General features: G+C 73.9%; 14 protein-coding genes. 7 read left to right on the top strand and 7 right to left on the bottom strand.

Translation table 11 applies throughout. From position 1 onward, the window contains the following. Window positions 1-94: 94 nt before the first annotated feature. Complete coding sequence (locus DFJ68_RS05595; RefSeq protein WP_121031720.1) at window positions 95-733, bottom strand: YdeI/OmpD-associated family protein; 639 nt, start codon at window positions 731-733, stop codon at window positions 95-97. Between the two features lie 45 nt (window positions 734-778). Here DFJ68_RS05595 and DFJ68_RS05590 point away from each other — a divergent pair, with 45 nt between their 5' ends. Further along, a complete protein-coding gene (locus tag DFJ68_RS05590) occupies window positions 779-1,540 on the top strand; it encodes a hypothetical protein (protein ID WP_121031717.1) in 762 nt (253 codons plus the stop codon). On the opposite strand, the gene dusB is transcribed toward DFJ68_RS05590, so the two are convergent. Further along, complete coding sequence (gene dusB, locus DFJ68_RS05585) at window positions 1,541-2,809, bottom strand: tRNA dihydrouridine synthase DusB (protein WP_121031715.1); 1,269 nt, start codon at window positions 2,807-2,809, stop codon at window positions 1,541-1,543. Window positions 2,810-2,826: 17 nt separating this feature from the next. Continuing rightward, window positions 2,827-3,570: an alpha/beta fold hydrolase gene (locus DFJ68_RS05580; RefSeq protein WP_245963483.1), complete on the bottom strand. Its 744-nt coding sequence runs from the start codon at window positions 3,568-3,570 to the stop codon at window positions 2,827-2,829. A gap of 25 nt (window positions 3,571-3,595) precedes the next feature. Between DFJ68_RS05580 and DFJ68_RS05575 the strand changes: the two genes are divergently transcribed. Beyond that, window positions 3,596-4,468 (top strand): sulfurtransferase, encoded by an 873-nt coding sequence (locus DFJ68_RS05575; RefSeq protein ID WP_121031711.1) that lies wholly within the window; start codon window positions 3,596-3,598, stop codon window positions 4,466-4,468. Between the two features lie 64 nt (window positions 4,469-4,532). Here DFJ68_RS05575 and DFJ68_RS05570 read toward each other — a convergent pair whose 3' ends face one another. From DFJ68_RS05570 to DFJ68_RS05560, 3 genes are all read right to left on the bottom strand, one after another. Continuing rightward, window positions 4,533-5,471, bottom strand: coding sequence for a type IV toxin-antitoxin system AbiEi family antitoxin domain-containing protein (locus DFJ68_RS05570; RefSeq protein WP_121031709.1), 939 nt, complete (start codon window positions 5,469-5,471; stop codon window positions 4,533-4,535). 141 nt (window positions 5,472-5,612) lie between these two features. Further along, on the bottom strand, window positions 5,613-6,194 hold the full coding sequence (locus tag DFJ68_RS05565) for a HEAT repeat domain-containing protein (protein WP_121031707.1): 582 nt from the start codon (window positions 6,192-6,194) through the stop codon (window positions 5,613-5,615). A 170-nt stretch (window positions 6,195-6,364) separates the two neighbouring features. Continuing rightward, window positions 6,365-7,759, bottom strand: a complete 1,395-nt coding sequence (locus DFJ68_RS05560) for a glycine--tRNA ligase (RefSeq protein ID WP_121031705.1) — start codon at window positions 7,757-7,759, stop codon at window positions 6,365-6,367. A gap of 107 nt (window positions 7,760-7,866) precedes the next feature. Here DFJ68_RS05560 and DFJ68_RS05555 point away from each other — a divergent pair, with 107 nt between their 5' ends. Genes DFJ68_RS05555 through DFJ68_RS05535 form a run of 5 tightly spaced genes read left to right on the top strand, consistent with a single transcriptional unit; the run spans window position 7,867 to window position 11,480 of the window. Further along, window positions 7,867-8,157: a DUF6703 family protein gene (locus DFJ68_RS05555; protein ID WP_121031703.1), complete on the top strand. Its 291-nt coding sequence runs from the start codon at window positions 7,867-7,869 to the stop codon at window positions 8,155-8,157. A gap of 57 nt (window positions 8,158-8,214) precedes the next feature. Further along, a complete protein-coding gene (locus DFJ68_RS05550; RefSeq protein ID WP_121031701.1) occupies window positions 8,215-9,186 on the top strand; it encodes a metal ABC transporter substrate-binding protein in 972 nt (323 codons plus the stop codon). After that, on the top strand, window positions 9,183-10,040 hold the full coding sequence (locus DFJ68_RS05545) for a metal ABC transporter ATP-binding protein (protein WP_121035119.1): 858 nt from the start codon (window positions 9,183-9,185) through the stop codon (window positions 10,038-10,040). Before DFJ68_RS05550 ends, DFJ68_RS05545 begins: the two co-directional genes overlap by 4 nt. Further along, the gene (locus DFJ68_RS05540) at window positions 10,033-11,052 is read left to right on the top strand and encodes a metal ABC transporter permease (protein WP_121035118.1); all 1,020 of its coding nucleotides are present in this window, start codon (window positions 10,033-10,035) and stop codon (window positions 11,050-11,052) included. The genes DFJ68_RS05545 and DFJ68_RS05540 overlap by 8 nt, the downstream gene beginning before the upstream one ends. Continuing rightward, window positions 11,049-11,480 (top strand): Fur family transcriptional regulator, encoded by a 432-nt coding sequence (locus DFJ68_RS05535; protein WP_121031700.1) that lies wholly within the window; start codon window positions 11,049-11,051, stop codon window positions 11,478-11,480. The genes DFJ68_RS05540 and DFJ68_RS05535 overlap by 4 nt, the downstream gene beginning before the upstream one ends. 109 nt (window positions 11,481-11,589) lie before the next feature. Here the strand turns inward: DFJ68_RS05535 and DFJ68_RS05530 are convergent, their stop codons facing one another. Further along, on the bottom strand, window positions 11,590-15,474 hold the full coding sequence (locus DFJ68_RS05530) for a S8 family serine peptidase (protein WP_211333276.1): 3,885 nt from the start codon (window positions 15,472-15,474) through the stop codon (window positions 11,590-11,592). Window positions 15,475-15,590: the final 116 nt, after the last annotated feature.

Genomic DNA, 15,590 nt, shown 5'->3' with positions numbered 1-15,590 from the left:
AAGGAGAAGCGGGCCGACAAGCACGCGAAGGCGGACGCCAGGGAGCACACCGAGATCGTCCCGCCGAAGGCCAAGCGCTAGGCGGCGCCGACGCTCAGCCCTCCCGCTCGCGGAAGCGCCGCACCCACGCGGGCTCGTCGCCGTAGCGCTGCGACGGGATGAGCCGACCGTGCGAGCAGTCGTCGACCAGCTGGGCGAGCCGCTTGTGGCGGGTGGCCTCCTGCTTGGCGGTGACCACCCAGTTGGTGGCGGTGCGTCGGTACGAGGGCGTGGCGGCGTCCCAGAAGGCGGATGCCGTGGGGTTGGCTCGCAGCGTCGCCTCGAACTCGTCGGGCCACGTGAGGGTGCGGGTCTCGTACGCGTACACGCCGGAGCGGTCCTCACGGCGCCGGTCGAACGCCGCCTGCCCGGCCGGGCGCATGAGACCGGCGGCGGTGAGCTCGGCCACGGCCTCGATGTTGACGGTGCTCCAATTGCTGCCGGGCTTGCGCGGGGTCCACCGCTGGCGCCGGACGTCGTCGTCGACGCGCTGGGACACGGAGTCGATCCAGCCGTAGCACAGGGCCACCCACACGGCCTGCGCCCACGTCAGCCCCTGCGGCTGGACGTGCTTCTTCTTCAGGCCCATCCACAGCTCGGTGGCGCTCTCGTGGTTGGCCTCGAGCCACGACCGGAAGTCGTCGGCGTCGTCGAAGAACACCGCGGGTCGCTCGGGCGTGCCTCCCTCGTGCATGACCCGATGGTGCCAGCCGGCGGTGACAACCGCGATGATCCTCCTGTGACCGACCGCATCGCCCTGGCCGCCCGCAACAACGCCCTATGGGTCGACACCGTCTGCCGCACGCACGGTCTGCGCGGTGCGATCGATGACCTCGCGTGGAGCGCCCCCTCCCGCACGCCGCCCTACTACCCCGACGCCGTCACGCTCTCCCCCGACGCCGACGAGCACGAGGTCCTGGCCCGCATCGACGGCTCCGACGGCGCGTCGGTCAAGGACAGCTGGGACCGCCTCGACCTCGCCGCCGACGACTTCGCCCGTCTCGCCACGGGCCAGTGGCTCTGGCACGCCGGTCCCGCGGACGGCGCCGGGGTCGCCTCGGCGGCGGCGCCCGCGTTGCGCTGGCGGCGGCTCACCCAGCGCTCCGACGTCACCCCGTGGGCGACCGCGTGGGCCGCGGAACCCGACGCGGCCGGCATCCTGCGCCCCTCCCTCGTCGAGCAGCCGGGTGTCCTCGTCCTCGCCGCCGTCGAGGGCGGCACCGGGAGCACCCACGACGCCGACGACACGGATGCGGCTGGGCGGGTGGTCGCGGGCGCCGTGCTCTTCGCGTCGGGCGAGGGTGACGAGCGGGTGGTGGGCGTCGGCAACGTCTTCGCCGTCGACGACGACGTGCACCGGGCCTACCGCGAGGTGACCGCGTTCGCGCGGAGCCTCGTCGGTGACGTCCCGCTCGTCGGCTGGGAGGCCGGGCCGGGGCTCGAGGCGGCGCTGGCCGCGGGCTACGAGGCGGTGGGTCGGCTCAGCGTGTGGGTGCGCTGATCAGCCGCCGCTGACCGGCAGCTCGGCCTCGGCGATGACCCGCTGGTGCTCGGGCGAGAGCTCGCGTGACTCGAGCCACCGGTCGGGCAGCGCCACCGAGCGGGGCGACCCCGCCCGGCCGCGCTGACCCTCGGCGGCCTCTCCCGGCCACGGCGCGTCACGGTCGAGACCCGAGAGCAGGGTGTCGAGCGACGCGAGCGAGTCGACGAGTGCGAGCGAGTGGCGCACCGTCGAGCCGGCGGGGAACCCCTTGAGGTACCAGGCGATGTGCTTGCGGATGTCGCGGCAGGCGCGGCCCTCCTCGCCGTAGAACTCGGTGAGGTAGACCGCGTGCAGGCGCAGGGCGTCGGCGACCTCGCCGAGCGACGGCGTCACGCGCACAGGGCTGCCCGCGAACGCCGACGCGAGATCGGTGAAGAGCCAAGGGCGCCCGAGGCAGCCGCGACCGACGACGACGCCGTCGCAACCGGTCTCGCGGACCATGCGCACGGCGTCCTCGGCCGACCAGATGTCGCCGTTGCCGAGTACCGGCACCGAGGTCACGGTCTGCTTGAGCAGCCGGATGGCCTCCCAGTCGGCGGTGCCCGAGTACGACTGCGACGCCGTGCGCCCGTGCAGGGCGACGGCGGCGACGCCCTCCTGTTCGGCGGCGAGAGCGGCGTCGAGGAACGTGAGGTGCTCGTCGTCGATGCCCTTGCGCATCTTGACCGTCACCGGGACGTCGCGGCGCGCGCCCTCCTCGACGACGGCGCCGACGATGGCGCGGAAGAGGTCCTTCTTCCACGGCAGGGCCGACCCGCCGCCCTTGCGCGTCACCTTCGGCACCGGGCAGCCGAAGTTGAGGTCGATGTGGTCGGCGCGGTCCTCGGTGACGAGCATGCGCGCCGCGGCGCGGGCCGTGGCCGGGTCGACGCTGTAGAGCTGGATCGAGCGGGGGCTCTCGTCGGGGTCGTGCTCGATGAGGCGCATCGACTCCGGGGTGCGCTCGACGAGGGCGCGGGAGGTGATCATCTCGCTGACGTACAGGCTCGTCGCGCCGCTGGCCGACGCGTCACCCGGTGCCGCCGCCACGCCCGCCGACGCCGCCCCGCGGACGCCGTACTGCCGGCAGAGCCGTCGGAAGGCGCGGTTCGTGATGCCGGCCATGGGCGCGAGCACGACCGGTGAGCCGATGACGTGGCGACCGATGCGCAGCGGCGGCAGCAGCGGCTGCCCGCCGGCCGGTATCCGCTCGGCCGTGCGGGGGTCTGCCTCGAGCACGTCGGTCATCCTTCGATTGTCGCCGATCAGGTCACGGGCGCCGAATCGGCCACCTCCCGGGCGAAGGCGAGCACGGCATCGGTGAAGGCCTCCGGCTGGTCGAGGTTGGTGAGGTGCCCGGCCCGCGGCAGCACCTCGACGCGGGCGGTCGGCGCGGCCCGGAGGAAAGCCCGGGTGCCGACGCGGAACTGGTCGAACCGGCCGTTGAGCAGCAGCACCGGGCGGCGCACCCCGGTGAGCATCGAGGGGCGGCAGTGCGTCATCACCTCGGCCCACGCGGCGGGGGTGGGCGCGAAGTAGTAACCGCCCGCGATCACAGGCTCGATGCGCTCGGGCGGGTAGAGCCGGCGCAGCACGCGGTCGTTGACGCGCGTCATGCGCTCGGGTCCGAGACGGTCGGTGAGGGCCGCGACCCCGCGATAGACCGCGGCTCCCAGCCCCGTCGGGGTGGCACTGCAGTCGGCGAGCACGAATCCGGCTGCGACGTCGGGGTTCTCGCTCGCGAACGTCATCACCGCGTAGCCGCCGAGCGAGTGACCGACGACGACCGTGCACGCGGATGCCGGGGCGCTCGCCACCGCCTCACCGATGACCTCGGCGCACCGGGCGAGGGTGAACGGCTCGTCGGCGCGGGCGCCGTGGCCGGGCAGGTCGACGAGGCCGACGGTGGCCCGGCCCGCGAGCAGGGGCAGCTGCGGCGCCCACTGCGAGCTGCCGAGACGGGAGCCGTGCACCAGCACGAGGTGCAACGGGCGTGCGGGAGCGTCCACGGGCCGAGGATGCCACGATGGCCGCATGAGCCACCTCGTCAGTGCCCGGGACCTCTCCGCCGAGATCGAGCAGGACGCCGAGCGACAGGTCGAGGGACCGGTGCTCGTCGACGTGCAGTGGCGCCTCAGCAGCGGGCGGTCGGCGTCGTCCGGGCCGATCGGTCGCCCCGACTACGACGCGGGCCACCTACCGGGCGCCTTCTTCGTCGACCTCGACACCGAGCTCGCGGGCGCGCCCGGCGAGGGTGGCCGGCATCCGCTGCCGGAGGCGTCGGTCGTGCAGGAGGCCCTGCGCCGCTGCGGCGTCGGTGACGGGAGCCGGGTCGTCGTCTACGACGGGCGCGAGTCGTTCGCGGCGGCGCGGGCGTGGTGGGTGTTCCGGTGGGCGGGGCTGACCGACGTGCGGGTGCTCGACGGTGGGCTGGCGGCGTGGCAGGCGGCCGGGCTGCCCGTGAGCACCCACGAGCCGCAGCCGCGGGAGGGCGACGTGACGGTGCGGCCGGGCTCGCTGCCGGTGCTCGACGCCGACGGGGCGGCCGCCTGGGCCCGGCGCGCGGTGCTGCTCGACGCACGCGACCCCGAGCGCTACTCGGGCGAGACCGAGCCGCTCGACCCGGTCGCGGGCCACGTGCCCGGCGCCGTCAACAGCCCGACGCGGGCCTGGGTCGCGCCCGACGGGACCTTCCGCCGCGACCTCGCCGACCACTGGGCCTCGGTCGGTCCCGGGACCGTCGGAGCCGACGAGGTGGCGGTCTACTGCGGCTCGGGCGTCACCGCCGCCCACCACGCCCTCGCCCTGGCCGAGATCGGAGTGGACGCGACGCTCTACCCCGGGTCGTGGAGCGACTGGGTGCGCGACCCCGAGCGCCCCGTCGCGACCGGCCCCACCCCCGGCTGACCCGACGCCGTCCTGCGGGCCGTGGAGGTTTCTCGACGTCAGGGCGACGGAGAACCTCCACGGGTCAGGCCGAGACGCCACAGCCGCGGCGACGGCAGGGCCGGGGCGTGCCTCGCCATCCGCGCGACGCCATGATCGCGGCCAGGTCGGACGCCGTCTCGCACGGCGAGCCCGCCACGTCGGTCCAGAACACGCGGATCGTCAGCCACCCCCCGGTGGCGTGACGACGGTCGCGGCGACCATCACGCTGCTGGTGGCTCCACCCGGCGTGGCCGAGCCTGCCGTCGACCTCGACCTTCATGCGCACCGGCTCGTAATCGTTGTCGCAGACGGTCCGGTCGAGGCCCGGCCGCTGGTGCTCGGCCCTCGGCAGTCCGTGCGACCGCTCGACGTCGCGCAGGTAACGCAGCTCGGCAGCACTCTCGATGCCGGTCGAGACGTCGTCGAGCACCTCGAGCAGCAGCGTCCGCAGGGTCTGGTTGGGCCGCAGCTCGAGCGCCGACCTGAGGTTGCGGACGGTCGTGCGACGCGACTGCACGGCCTTGGCGACCAGCGCCACCGCGCGGTCGAGGGGCTGGCCCTGCGCGAGGTCGAAGACCGTGTGGTCGACACCGATGCGGTGGGGCCACGCGCGCTCGTCGGTGCGATCGAGGGCGAAGCGGCTGCGCGAGATCACGAGGCCCGGCGCCGGGTCAGGTCGGCGGCTCGTCGGCACGACGATGTGCACCAACGGCCCCGGCGCGGGCACCAGACCCCAGAGGTAGCCGGCGCTGGGGCCGCAGAGAGCGGCGGGGATGCCGACGTGCAGCAGCCCGGCGAGAGCGGTCGTCTGCCAGTCGTCGCGTCCGGGCAGGGTCTGGAAGACGCCGGGGTGCACCCGCCGCCACCGGCCCGATGTCACGCGCCACCGCAGCGCCGCGTCGCTCAGGCCCAGCTCGAGCGCCTGGCGCCTCGTGACGAGCCCCCACTGCGCCCGCGTGACCGTCTGCAGGGTGCGCGCCATGTCCCGATGTTGACCGATCGCGGCCGGCCGCCGCCGAGTCCGTCAACAGGTCGCGACCCACGCCCGGCCCCGTGGAGGATCGTCGTCGTCCTGGCCGCGCAAACCCTCCACGGGGGTCATCGCCCCGACCACAAGTCGACCTCAGGGGTGGAGGGGGCGGTCGAGGCGCTGCTCGAGCCGGGTCAGGGCCCGCTCGGCCGCGTCGCGCACGGCCGGATCGGTGTCGTCGAGGGCCCGGGCCACCGCCTCGGCGTGCTCGCCCTCCCCCACCGCCGCGAGCACCCGCAGCGCGGCGAGCCGGACCCGAGGGGTCTCGTCGTCGACGAGCCGCCGGCACGGGTCGGCCGCCTCCGCGACCGCCCACCGCGCGCACACCTTGGCCGCCATCTCCCGCACCCGCCACGCCGGGTCGGCCAGGGCCGCGACCACGTCGGCGGTGGCCGGTCCCGGCCCGGCGTGCAGGAGGGTGCGGGCCGCCCACACGCGCGACCAGTAGCGGGTGTCGCCGTCGAGCCGGGACGGCGACCCCCACGTCGAGCCGACCCGGCCGGCGAGCCAGCCGACGTCGGGCGCGTCCGAGTCGCCCCACGCCACTCGCCCGCCGAGCAGGTCGGCACACCACCCCGACACGACGTCAGTGCCCAGGGCGTCGACAGCGGCCGCCGCCCGCGCCGACGGTGTCGCGTCGAGCACGGCCTCCGGAACGGTCGTGGCGCCACCCATCGCCCCAGCATGCCCCCTCCCACCCGTCACCCCGTGGAGGTACGTCGTCGCCGGGGCAGCGCACAACCTCCATCAGAGGCAGGCTTAGGGCGGACCGGGCCACGACGCGAGGATGACGTCGCACCCGAGTGGGCGCGACGGCATCCGTCAGCGGTGGTGGCGGTGGGCCCTCAGCAGCCGACGAGGCGCTGCGCGAGGTAGCCCTCGACCTGGTCGAGGGCGATGCGCTCCTGGCCCATCGAGTCGCGCTCGCGGATGGTCACGGCCTGGTCGTCGAGGGTGTCGAAGTCGACCGTGATGCAGAACGGCGTGCCGATCTCGTCCTGGCGGCGGTAGCGCTTGCCGATGGCGCCGGAGTCGTCGAAGTCGATGTTCCAGTGCCGGCGCAGCGTCGCCGCGAGGTCGCGGGCCTTGGGCGAGAGGTCGGTGTTGCGCGACAGCGGCAGCACCGCGGCCTTGACCGGCGCCAGACGGGGGTCGAGGCGCAGCACGACACGCTTGTCGACGCCGCCCTTCGTGTTCGGCGCCTCGTCCTCGTGGTACGCGTCGACGAGGAAGGTCATGAGCGAGCGCGACAGACCGGCCGCGGGCTCGATGACGTACGGCGTGTACTTCTCGCCGCTCGCCTGGTCGAAGTAGACGAGGTCGGTGCCCGAGTGCTTCGAGTGCGTCGAGAGGTCGAAGTCGGTGCGGTTGGCCACGCCCTCGAGCTCGCCCCACTCGGAGCCGGAGAACCCGAACCGGTACTCGATGTCGACGGTGCGCGTCGAGTAGTGCGACAGCTTCTCGGGCGCGTGCTCGTAGTGGCGCAGGTTGTCGGGGTTGATGCCGAGGTCGGTGTACCAGCGGGTGCGCTCGTCGATCCAGTACTGGTGCCACTCGGCGTCCTCGCCGGGCTTGACGAAGAACTCCATCTCCATCTGCTCGAACTCGCGGGTGCGGAAGATGAAGTTGCCGGGCGTGATCTCGTTGCGGAAGCTCTTGCCGGTCTGGGCGATGCCGAACGGCGGCTTCTTGCGCGTGGCAGTCATGACGTTGTTGAAGTTGATGAAGATGCCCTGCGCGGTCTCGGGGCGCAGGTAGTGCAGCCCCGCCTCGTCCTCGATGACGCCGAGGTAGGTCTTGAGCATCATCTGGAAGTCGCGCGGCTCGGTCCACTGACCCTTCGTGCCGCAGTCGGGGCAGACGATGTCGGTCATCGGGATCGTGTCGGGGTCCTCGATGCCCTTCTTCTCCGCGAGCGCCTCCTGCAGGTGGTCCTGCCGGCGGCGGCGGTGGCAGTTGAGGCACTCGACGAGCGGGTCGGTGAAGGTGCCGACGTGGCCCGAGGCCACCCACGTCTCGCGCGGCAGGATGATCGAGGAGTCGAGGCCGACGACGTCGTCGCGGCTCGTCACCATCGCCTTCCACCACTGGCGCTTGATGTTCTCCTTGAGCTCGACGCCGAGGGGCCCGTAGTCCCAGGCCGAGCGGGTGCCTCCGTAGATCTCACCGCACGGGAAGACGAAGCCCCTGCGCTTGCAGAGGCTGACGACGGTGTCCACGGTTGAGGTCTGCTTGGCCATGCCGCACAGGTTATCGGCCCTCGGGGGCCGGCCTCGCCACCGCCCGCGGGGCACGACGCGTCCCGACGTCCGACGGCCGGATGCCGGTGAGCCCGTACCCTGCTCCCGTGGCCCTGAGCTTTCGTTCCCGTGTCGAGCACGCGTCCGCTCCCCTCGCGGAGCGGGTCAACTCCGTCCCCCGGCCCCTCTTCCTCGGGGGGCTCGTCGTCGTCCTGCTCGTGGGGGTCTTCGCCCCGGCGCCGTGGGGCGGGATCGCCTTCGCGCTCGTCACGGTGCTCGTCGCGTGGCTGCTCTACCTGACCTGGCCGCGGCTGACGATGCCCGAGCAGCTCATGCGTCTCGCGGTGCTGACACTGGCCGCCGCGGTGACGATCGTCCGGTTCTTCCCTCGGGGCTGAGCCGACCGGCATCCACCGCTTTTGACAATCATTCTCATTGTGAGAATGATTGTCACCATGCACCGACCGAGCCGCCGCGCCGCCCTCCCCGCCCTCTCCGGCTCCCTTGCCGCCCTGCTCGCCCTGTCGGCGTGCGGGTCCGACGCCCCGAGCGCCGGCGCGGGGGCCGACGGCAGGCCGAGCGTCGTCGCCTCCTTCTACCCGCTACAGTTCGCGACCCAGCAGATCGCGGGCGACGCCGTCGACGTGTCGGTGCTGACCAAGCCCGGCGCCGAGCCGCACGACCTCGAGCTCGGGGCGCAGGAGATCGGTGCGATGACGCAGGCGGGGCTCGTCGTCTACAGCGACGGCTTCCAGCCCGCCGTCGACGACGCGATGGGCCAGGTCGACCCGAGCCACGTGCTCGACGTCGCCTCGGCCGCGAGCCTCACCCTCGAGTCGACCGAGGACGGTCACGAGCACGGCGACGGCGAGCAGCACTCCGCCGACGACGGGCACGACCACTCCGGCAACGACCCGCACTTCTGGCTCGACCCGCAGCGGTACGCCGCCGTCGCCAAGGCGATCGGGGCGCGGCTCGCCGAGCTCGAGCCGTCGCAGGCCGCCACGTTCGGCAAGAACACCGACGCCTTCGTGGCCAGGCTCGTCGCGCTCGACGACGCCTACAAGGCGGGCCTGAAGTCGTGCACCAACCGGGTGCTCGTCACGAGCCACTCGGCGTTCGGCTACCTCGCCCAGCGCTACGGCCTCGAGCAGCACGGCATCACCGGCATCACCCCCGAGGCCGAGCCGAGCGCCGCCGCCCTCAAGGAGATCAGCGACCTCGTGCGCGCCGAGGGCGTCAAGACCGTCTACCAGGAGACCCTCGTCGAGGGCCGCTTCGCCGAGACCGTCGCCTCGAGCACCGGCGCCACGCTCGCCACGCTCGACCCCATCGAGGGCATCAACGACGCGTCGGCGGGCAAGGACTACTTTGAGGTCATGCGCAGCAACCTGCAGGCGCTCCGGACCGGACAGGGGTGTTCGTGACGACCCCGTCCCCCACGGTCGCAGCCGCGACCGACGAGCCCGTCGTCGAGCTGCGGGACGCCGCCTTCGGGTACGGCGAGCGGCCGGTGCTCACCCACGTCGACCTCACCGTGCACCGCGGTGAGGTCGTCGCCGTCGTCGGGCCCAACGGGTCGGGCAAGTCGACGCTGATGAAGGGCCTGCTCGGCCTCAACACCCTCAGCTCGGGCACCGTGCGCCTCTTCGGCGAGCCGCTGCACGAGCAGGGCGACCGGGCCCGCATGGGCTACGTCCCGCAGCGGCACACCCTCTCGGCGTCCGTCCGCGCCACCGCCGAGGAGATCGTCGCCTCCGGCCGACTGCCGCGCCTCGGCTGGTTCGGCCGTCTGCGCGCCACCGACCGCCAGATCGTCGCCCGGTCGCTCGAGCTCGTCGGGCTGTCCGACCGCGCCGCCACCGAGGTCAGCACCCTCTCGGGCGGGCAGCAGCGGCGGGTCCTCATCGCGCGGGCCCTTGCCGGCCAGCCCGAGGTGCTCGTCATGGACGAGCCCACCGCCGGCGTCGACGTCGCCAGCCAGCACGTCCTCGCCGACGTCCTCGCCCGCCTCGCGGCGCGCGACGTCACGATGGTCATCGTCACGCACGAGGTCGGTGCGCTCGAGCGCCTGCTCACGCGCATCGTCGTCGTGGATGCCGGTCGCGTCCGTTTCGACGGCACGCCGGCGCAGTACGCGGCCGCCCGCAGTGACGTGCACCACGACCACGACAGCCACCACCACGACCACGAGCTCGACCCGGGGCACGGCCACCCGTGGTCACCGGTCGGCTCGGCGCCGTTCGAGGGTGTCGCCCCCCGGAGGTCACGCCGTGCTTGAGATGCTCTCCATCGACTTCATGCAGCGGGCGCTGCTCGCGGCGCTGCTCGTCGGCACCGTCGCCCCCATGGTCGGGATCTTCCTCGTCCAGCGTCGTCTCGCCCTCATCGGCGACGGCATGGGGCACGTGGCCCTCGCCGGTGTCGCCATCGGACTGGTGACGAACCAGGCGCCGGTGCTCGCCGCCCTCGTGCTCGCCGTCGCGGCGGCGGTGCTCATCGAGCTGCTGCGGGCCCGCGGTCGCACGAACGGCGACGTCGCCCTGGCCGTCATCTTCTACGGCGGCATCGCGGCCGGCGTCGTCATCATCAGCAAGGCGCCCGACGGCACGCCCGCCAACCTCATGAAGTACCTCTTCGGCTCGATCCTCACGACGCAGCGCTCCGACCTCGTCGTCTTCGCGGTGCTCGCCGCCGTCATCGCCGTCACCACGTGGCTGCTGCGGCCGCGCCTGTTCGCCGTCGCCAACGACGAGGAGTACGCGCGCGCCGTCGGCCTGCCCGTGCTGCCGCTCAACATCGTGCTCGCCGTGCTCACGGCCACGACCGTCGTCGTGGCGATGCGGGTCGTCGGCCTGCTGCTCATCAGCGCCCTCATGATCGTCCCCAACGCCGCCGGCCAGCTCGTCGCACGCAGCTTCAGCAGCGGCCTGCGGTGGGCGGTCGCCTTCGGGCTCGTCTCGGCCGTCGGCGGCGTCGCGCTGTCGTACCCGCTCAACACGCCCTCGGGCGGCACGATCGTGCTGCTCGCCGTCGCCCTCTTCGTCGTCACGTCGGTCGTCACGGGTCTGACATCGCGGCTGGGCGGCCACCGGCACCCGGTCGCCGAGCGCCACGACCACGAGCACGGCGACACCTGCGGGCACCCGGCGGTCGCCCACGGCGACCACGTCGACTACGTGCACGACGGGCACCGGCACGCCGCCCACGAGAGCCACTACGACGAGCACGGCCACCACGGTCACCACGGCGCGGACGAGCCGGAGCAGACGACGACGGGAGCGCGACCATGAGCCCCACCACCGACGCCGGCACCACCGGCACGGCCCCTGCCCGCCGTCCGACCCGTCAGCAGGCCGCCGTCGCGGCCCTGCTCAGTGCCAGCGACGACTTCACCTCGGCGCAGACGGTGCACGCCCGGCTGCGCGAGGCCGGCGAGGGGGTCGGGCTCGCCACCGTGTACCGCACGCTGCAGACGATGGTCGAGGCCGGCACCGTCGACGTGCTGCGCACCGACGACGGCGAGGCGGTGTACCGCTCGTGCTCCACGCATCACCACCACCACCTCGTCTGCCGGTCGTGCGGCCGCACGGTCGAAGTGGAGGGACCGGCCGTCGAGACGTGGTCCGACCGGGTGGCGGCCGAGCACGGGTTCACCGACGTCACGCACACCCTCGAGATCTTCGGCACCTGCGCCGACTGCGCGTCGGCCACCGACTGAGCCGACCCGGCCCACCGGCATCCGCGCGTCGTCGGCACGAGCGGGCCAGGACGCCGACGGGCCCCCGCGGTACGTCACCGCGAGGGCCCGTCGTGGATCGGCTTGTGCCTCAGCGCAACCCGAAGGCGCGGATGACACGCTGCGTCACCGCGTCGCCCGCCGAGTCACGCGCGCTCGCCCGCAGTGAGACGAACGACCCGGCATCCTTCGGCACGACCATCCGCGCCGACCACGTGTCACCGCGACGGGTGAGCGGGACCTGCTGCCACGACCGTCCGTCGTCGAACGAGAGGGCCAGCGTCGCGGCCTTCAGGTCGACGGAGCCCGCCGCACCCGGCACCTGCGACGGTGTCAGCGTGAGGGTCGTCGTCGCGTCGCGGGCCACCCGGCCGCCCAGGTCGGTCGGCACGCCGTAGTCGAGCTGCAGCAGCGGCTGCGGCACCTGCGCGTCGTCGGCGACGTGCTGCGAGCGGAAGGTCCACGACGTGTGGGTCCGGGTCGAGTACGTCCACGTGCGGGCCGAGCGCGTCGTGTCCTGCTCGAAGCGGTACGTCGTCGGCCCGCTCGTCGGGGGCACGTCGGTCTGCACAGCCTGGAAGGGCGTCTCGTCGAGGAGGGTGTCACCCGCGTAGAGCCGGGAGACGACGGTCGCGCTCGACTCGTCCCAGTACGTGCCCGTCACCCCCGCGTCACCGGTGCTGGCGGGCGGCACGTTGAGGGCCATGAAGTCGCCCTGGCGGTACGGACCCCAGAAGCCGTCACCGGTGCGAGGCCGCGTCACCGGGCCCAGCCACGAGGTCGTCGCCTTCTCGCCGCGGTCAAAGGTGCCTCGTACGGCCCGCTGTTCGATACCGGAGTAGGTCTGCACGTCCTGGTACCAGTCGGTCCCGGCCGTCACGTAGTCGGTGCGGGTCGAGGGCACGGTGACCGGCTCGGACGCGGCGATGCACGGCGGCCAGAACCAGGTCGCGCAGTCGAAGCGGCGCTCGACGGCCCGGGTCGGCGTCGCCCCCACGAAACGCTGCTGCACCGTCGCGAGGTCGGCCGCCGTGGGCCGGTAGACGAGGGAGGCGGGGATGCGCCCTTCGTGGTGGTCGACGAGGTCGTAGAGGTAGGGCGTGTTGCTCGTGCCCTTGGCCGTGAGGCGGAGCGTGCCGGCCTTCGCCGCGCGCAGGACGCCCGCGCCCTCCGCCTGCGTCAGCGACACCACCGGCAGGGTCGCGTCGACGACGGTCCAGAGCCGACCGGGCCGGTCGTTGACGACGACGAGCAGGGCCGCCCCCGCCTTGGCGGCGGCCTTGGCCGCGGCGGACGGGTCGACGGTGTCGCTGCGCGTGATGACCGCCGCCTGCCCCTGGAGCGGCAGGTCGACGAGGTCACGTGGTCGGCCGAGCCCGGCGTCGACACCGCGCACGTTGAGCCGGCCGTCGAGGCGGGGGGCGCCCCCGATGGCGAGCGGGTGCAGGGCGACGCCGCCCGGGCCGGCGGTCCGCAGCTCGAGCAGCGGGGCCGTCCGGCGCCAGCGCGTCGACATGGCGTACTGGCCGGCGGCGACCTTCGCTGTGGGGGCGGCGTAGACGTCGTCGACGTCCGGCGTCACCCCGTAGTCGTCGCCGAAAGAGGCGTAGGGCCCGCCGATTCCGGAGTCGTGGAACCAGCTGACGCGCCGGACGCTGTCGACGCTCGCGCGCGGCGTCACCGCGTCGACCTCGGTGGCGGTGCGGGCGTCGAGGCGCACCGTCTTCGCACCGTCGACGACGAGGCGCGGCGTGCCGAGCAGCGCCACCCCGGCGGAGTCGCGGCCGCCGTCGCCGGCGACCGGCATCCACGTCGTCACGGTGTAGATGCCGGGCTCGAGCCGCATCGTCGTCTTGCCGTCGACGGGCACGTAGGAGGAGTACTGGTCGCCGTACCGGTAGACGGAGGCGAACGTGCCGGCGGGCCGGCCGTCACGCCCGGTCGCAGTGATCGACAGGTCGTACCGCTCGCCCTCGACGACGAGGCCGAAGACCGAGCGCGCGGCCACGGCGCCACCACCGGCGACGGATGCCGTGAGAGTCCCCGCGTACGTCGCTCCCGCCGCGCCGCGGGCCGGGTCGGCGATCATGCCGACCTCGGCGGTGCCCGCGGCCGGTACCGTGACGCGGTCGGCGCTCACGGTGAACAGGCCTGTGGGGGCAGCGGATCCGTCGGCGGCGGTGGCCGTGGCGGCGAGGTCGAGGGTGACCGGCGAGTCGGTGACGTTCGTGTAGGTGACGGTGCGCGTCACCGGGCGGTCGTCGTCGTGCGGGAAGGTGGCGGTGCCGAACGAGAGCGACCCGGTGGCGATGACGTCGGGGAACGTGGCCGCCGGGACGTCGAGCCGCCCGGCCCCGACCTCGAACGGGGACACCCCGGCGAGCGGGGCGGAGCGGCTCGTCAGGGCCGCCTTGAGCTGCGGCGCCTTCCAGCCCGGGTGCTGCTGCAGCAGCAGGGCGGCCGCCCCGGCCACCTGCGGTGTGGCCATCGAGGTGCCGCTGAGCCGCACGTAGGGCCCCTCCCCCTCGGCGGACTGGGCCGACCGGGCGGCGAGGACGTCCTCGCCCGGTGCGACGAGGTCGGGCTTGAGGGCCCCGTCGCTGCGCGGGCCCATGCTCGAGAACCACGAGCGCTCGTCGGTGGGCCCGACGCTGCCCACGGTGAGGGCGGCGTCGGCCGCCCCGGGGGCGCCGATGCCGACCGACCCGGTGTTGCCGGCCGCCACGACGAAGAGCGTGCCCCTGGCCGCGGTCAGCTCGTCGACCGCCTGGTCCATCGGGCTGAGCCCGTCGCTGGGGCTCTCGGTGCCGAGGCTCATCGAGACGATGGGCGCCTGCTCCGAGGCCCACTCCATGCCGTCGATGATCCACGACTCCGCACCCTGGCCCGCGTCGTCGAGCACCTTGCCGACGACGAGGCGGGCGTCGTGCGCGACGGCCTTCTCGGCGCCGCCCGACGCGGCACCGGTGCCCGCGACCGTGGAGGCCGTGTGGGTCCCGTGGCCGTCGACGTCGGCCATGCCCTGGCCGGGCACGAAGCTCTTCGACTCCTCCACCTGTCCGGCGAGGTCGGGGTGGGTGGCGTCGAACCCGGTGTCGAGCACGGCGACCCGCACCCCGGTGCCGGTGGCGCCGCGGGCCCACGCCGCGGGGGCACCGATCTGCGCGTTCGTCTCGGCCAAGGTCGTGCGCACCCGGCGGTCGAGCCACAGCTTCGTGACGCCGCCGGTGAAGGACGGGGCCGCGGCCGTGAGCCGGTTGGCGCCCTTGCCGGCGAGACCCGAGAGGCCACCGGTCGGCCCGGCGCCCGTCGCCACCGCCCCCGCGAGGCCGCGCCAGAACGTGCGGGCCGAGGTCTTGTCCGCACGCAGGGCGTCGGCGCCGATGCTCTCGAGCGTGCGTGTCCGCGTCGACCCGGTCGGGGCGGGGTTGCTGCGCCTTGCCGTCGACGGCGTGGCGTACTGCGCGATGAGCGGGACGCTGTCGACGTGGGCGTCGTCGTACCCCTGGGCGATGAGCCCGGTCACGTCGAAGAGCCCGCGGTCGAGCGTGCCGGCCGCGAGGAAGGGCACCACCGAGTCGGGGACGACGTAGAGGCTGCGGCCCACGGTCTGGGTGTGCACGCCACCGGTGGAGCCCGGGGCCGGCTTCACGTCGGCGCTCGTGCGCCCGTCGGCGGCGGTGGTGACGGTGACGACGTCGCCCGTGACGAGGGTGACGGTGTGCGTCGACGACGGGCCGCCCGCGGACGGCGCCGCCGCCGGCGGGGGCCCTGCCGGGGTGCCCGGCCCCGCGGCGGTCGCGGCGGTCGCGTCGGCCGTCGCGGTTGCGGTGGCGGTTGCGGTAGCGGTCGCGGTGGCGGGCGCTGCGGTGACGGTGGTGGCGCCGGCGGACAGGCTTCCGGCGCCGACCGCGAGGGTGGCGGTCACCGCCGCGGCGAGGACCGCTCGCGGGCGGGGGTGCGGCAGGCAGGACATCGAGGGCCTTTCGACGCGGAGGGGGCGCGCCCAACGTGACAGACCCCCACCGCCGTGACAATGGCGGAGACCTGCCATGGCGCACGCTCGCCACGTCTCAGGGCCCGATGGCCGCC

Source organism: Terracoccus luteus, assembly GCF_003635045.1.
Classification (GTDB): Bacteria; Actinomycetota; Actinomycetes; order Actinomycetales; family Dermatophilaceae; genus Terracoccus; species Terracoccus luteus.
Note: the sequence above shows the minus strand (reverse complement) of the source record. Positions and strands in the feature narration are given on the sequence as shown.

Bases quoted from the DNA above. Each gene is read 5' to 3' on its own strand.
- dusB (WP_121031715.1), bottom strand. From the start codon at position 2,809: ATGACCGACGTGCTCGAGGCAGACCCCCGCACGGCCGAGCGGATACCG.
- DFJ68_RS05565 (WP_121031707.1), bottom strand. From the start codon at position 6,194: ATGGGTGGCGCCACGACCGTTCCGGAGGCCGTGCTCGACGCGACACCG.
- DFJ68_RS05550 (WP_121031701.1), top strand. From the start codon at position 8,215: ATGCACCGACCGAGCCGCCGCGCCGCCCTCCCCGCCCTCTCCGGCTCC.
- DFJ68_RS05570 (WP_121031709.1), bottom strand. From the start codon at position 5,471: ATGGCGCGCACCCTGCAGACGGTCACGCGGGCGCAGTGGGGGCTCGTC.
- DFJ68_RS05575 (WP_121031711.1), top strand. From the start codon at position 3,596: ATGAGCCACCTCGTCAGTGCCCGGGACCTCTCCGCCGAGATCGAGCAG.
- DFJ68_RS05560 (WP_121031705.1), bottom strand. From the start codon at position 7,759: ATGGCCAAGCAGACCTCAACCGTGGACACCGTCGTCAGCCTCTGCAAG.
- DFJ68_RS05595 (WP_121031720.1), bottom strand. From the start codon at position 733: ATGCACGAGGGAGGCACGCCCGAGCGACCCGCGGTGTTCTTCGACGAC.
- DFJ68_RS05530 (WP_211333276.1), bottom strand. From the start codon at position 15,474: ATGTCCTGCCTGCCGCACCCCCGCCCGCGAGCGGTCCTCGCCGCGGCG.
- DFJ68_RS05535 (WP_121031700.1), top strand. From the start codon at position 11,049: ATGAGCCCCACCACCGACGCCGGCACCACCGGCACGGCCCCTGCCCGC.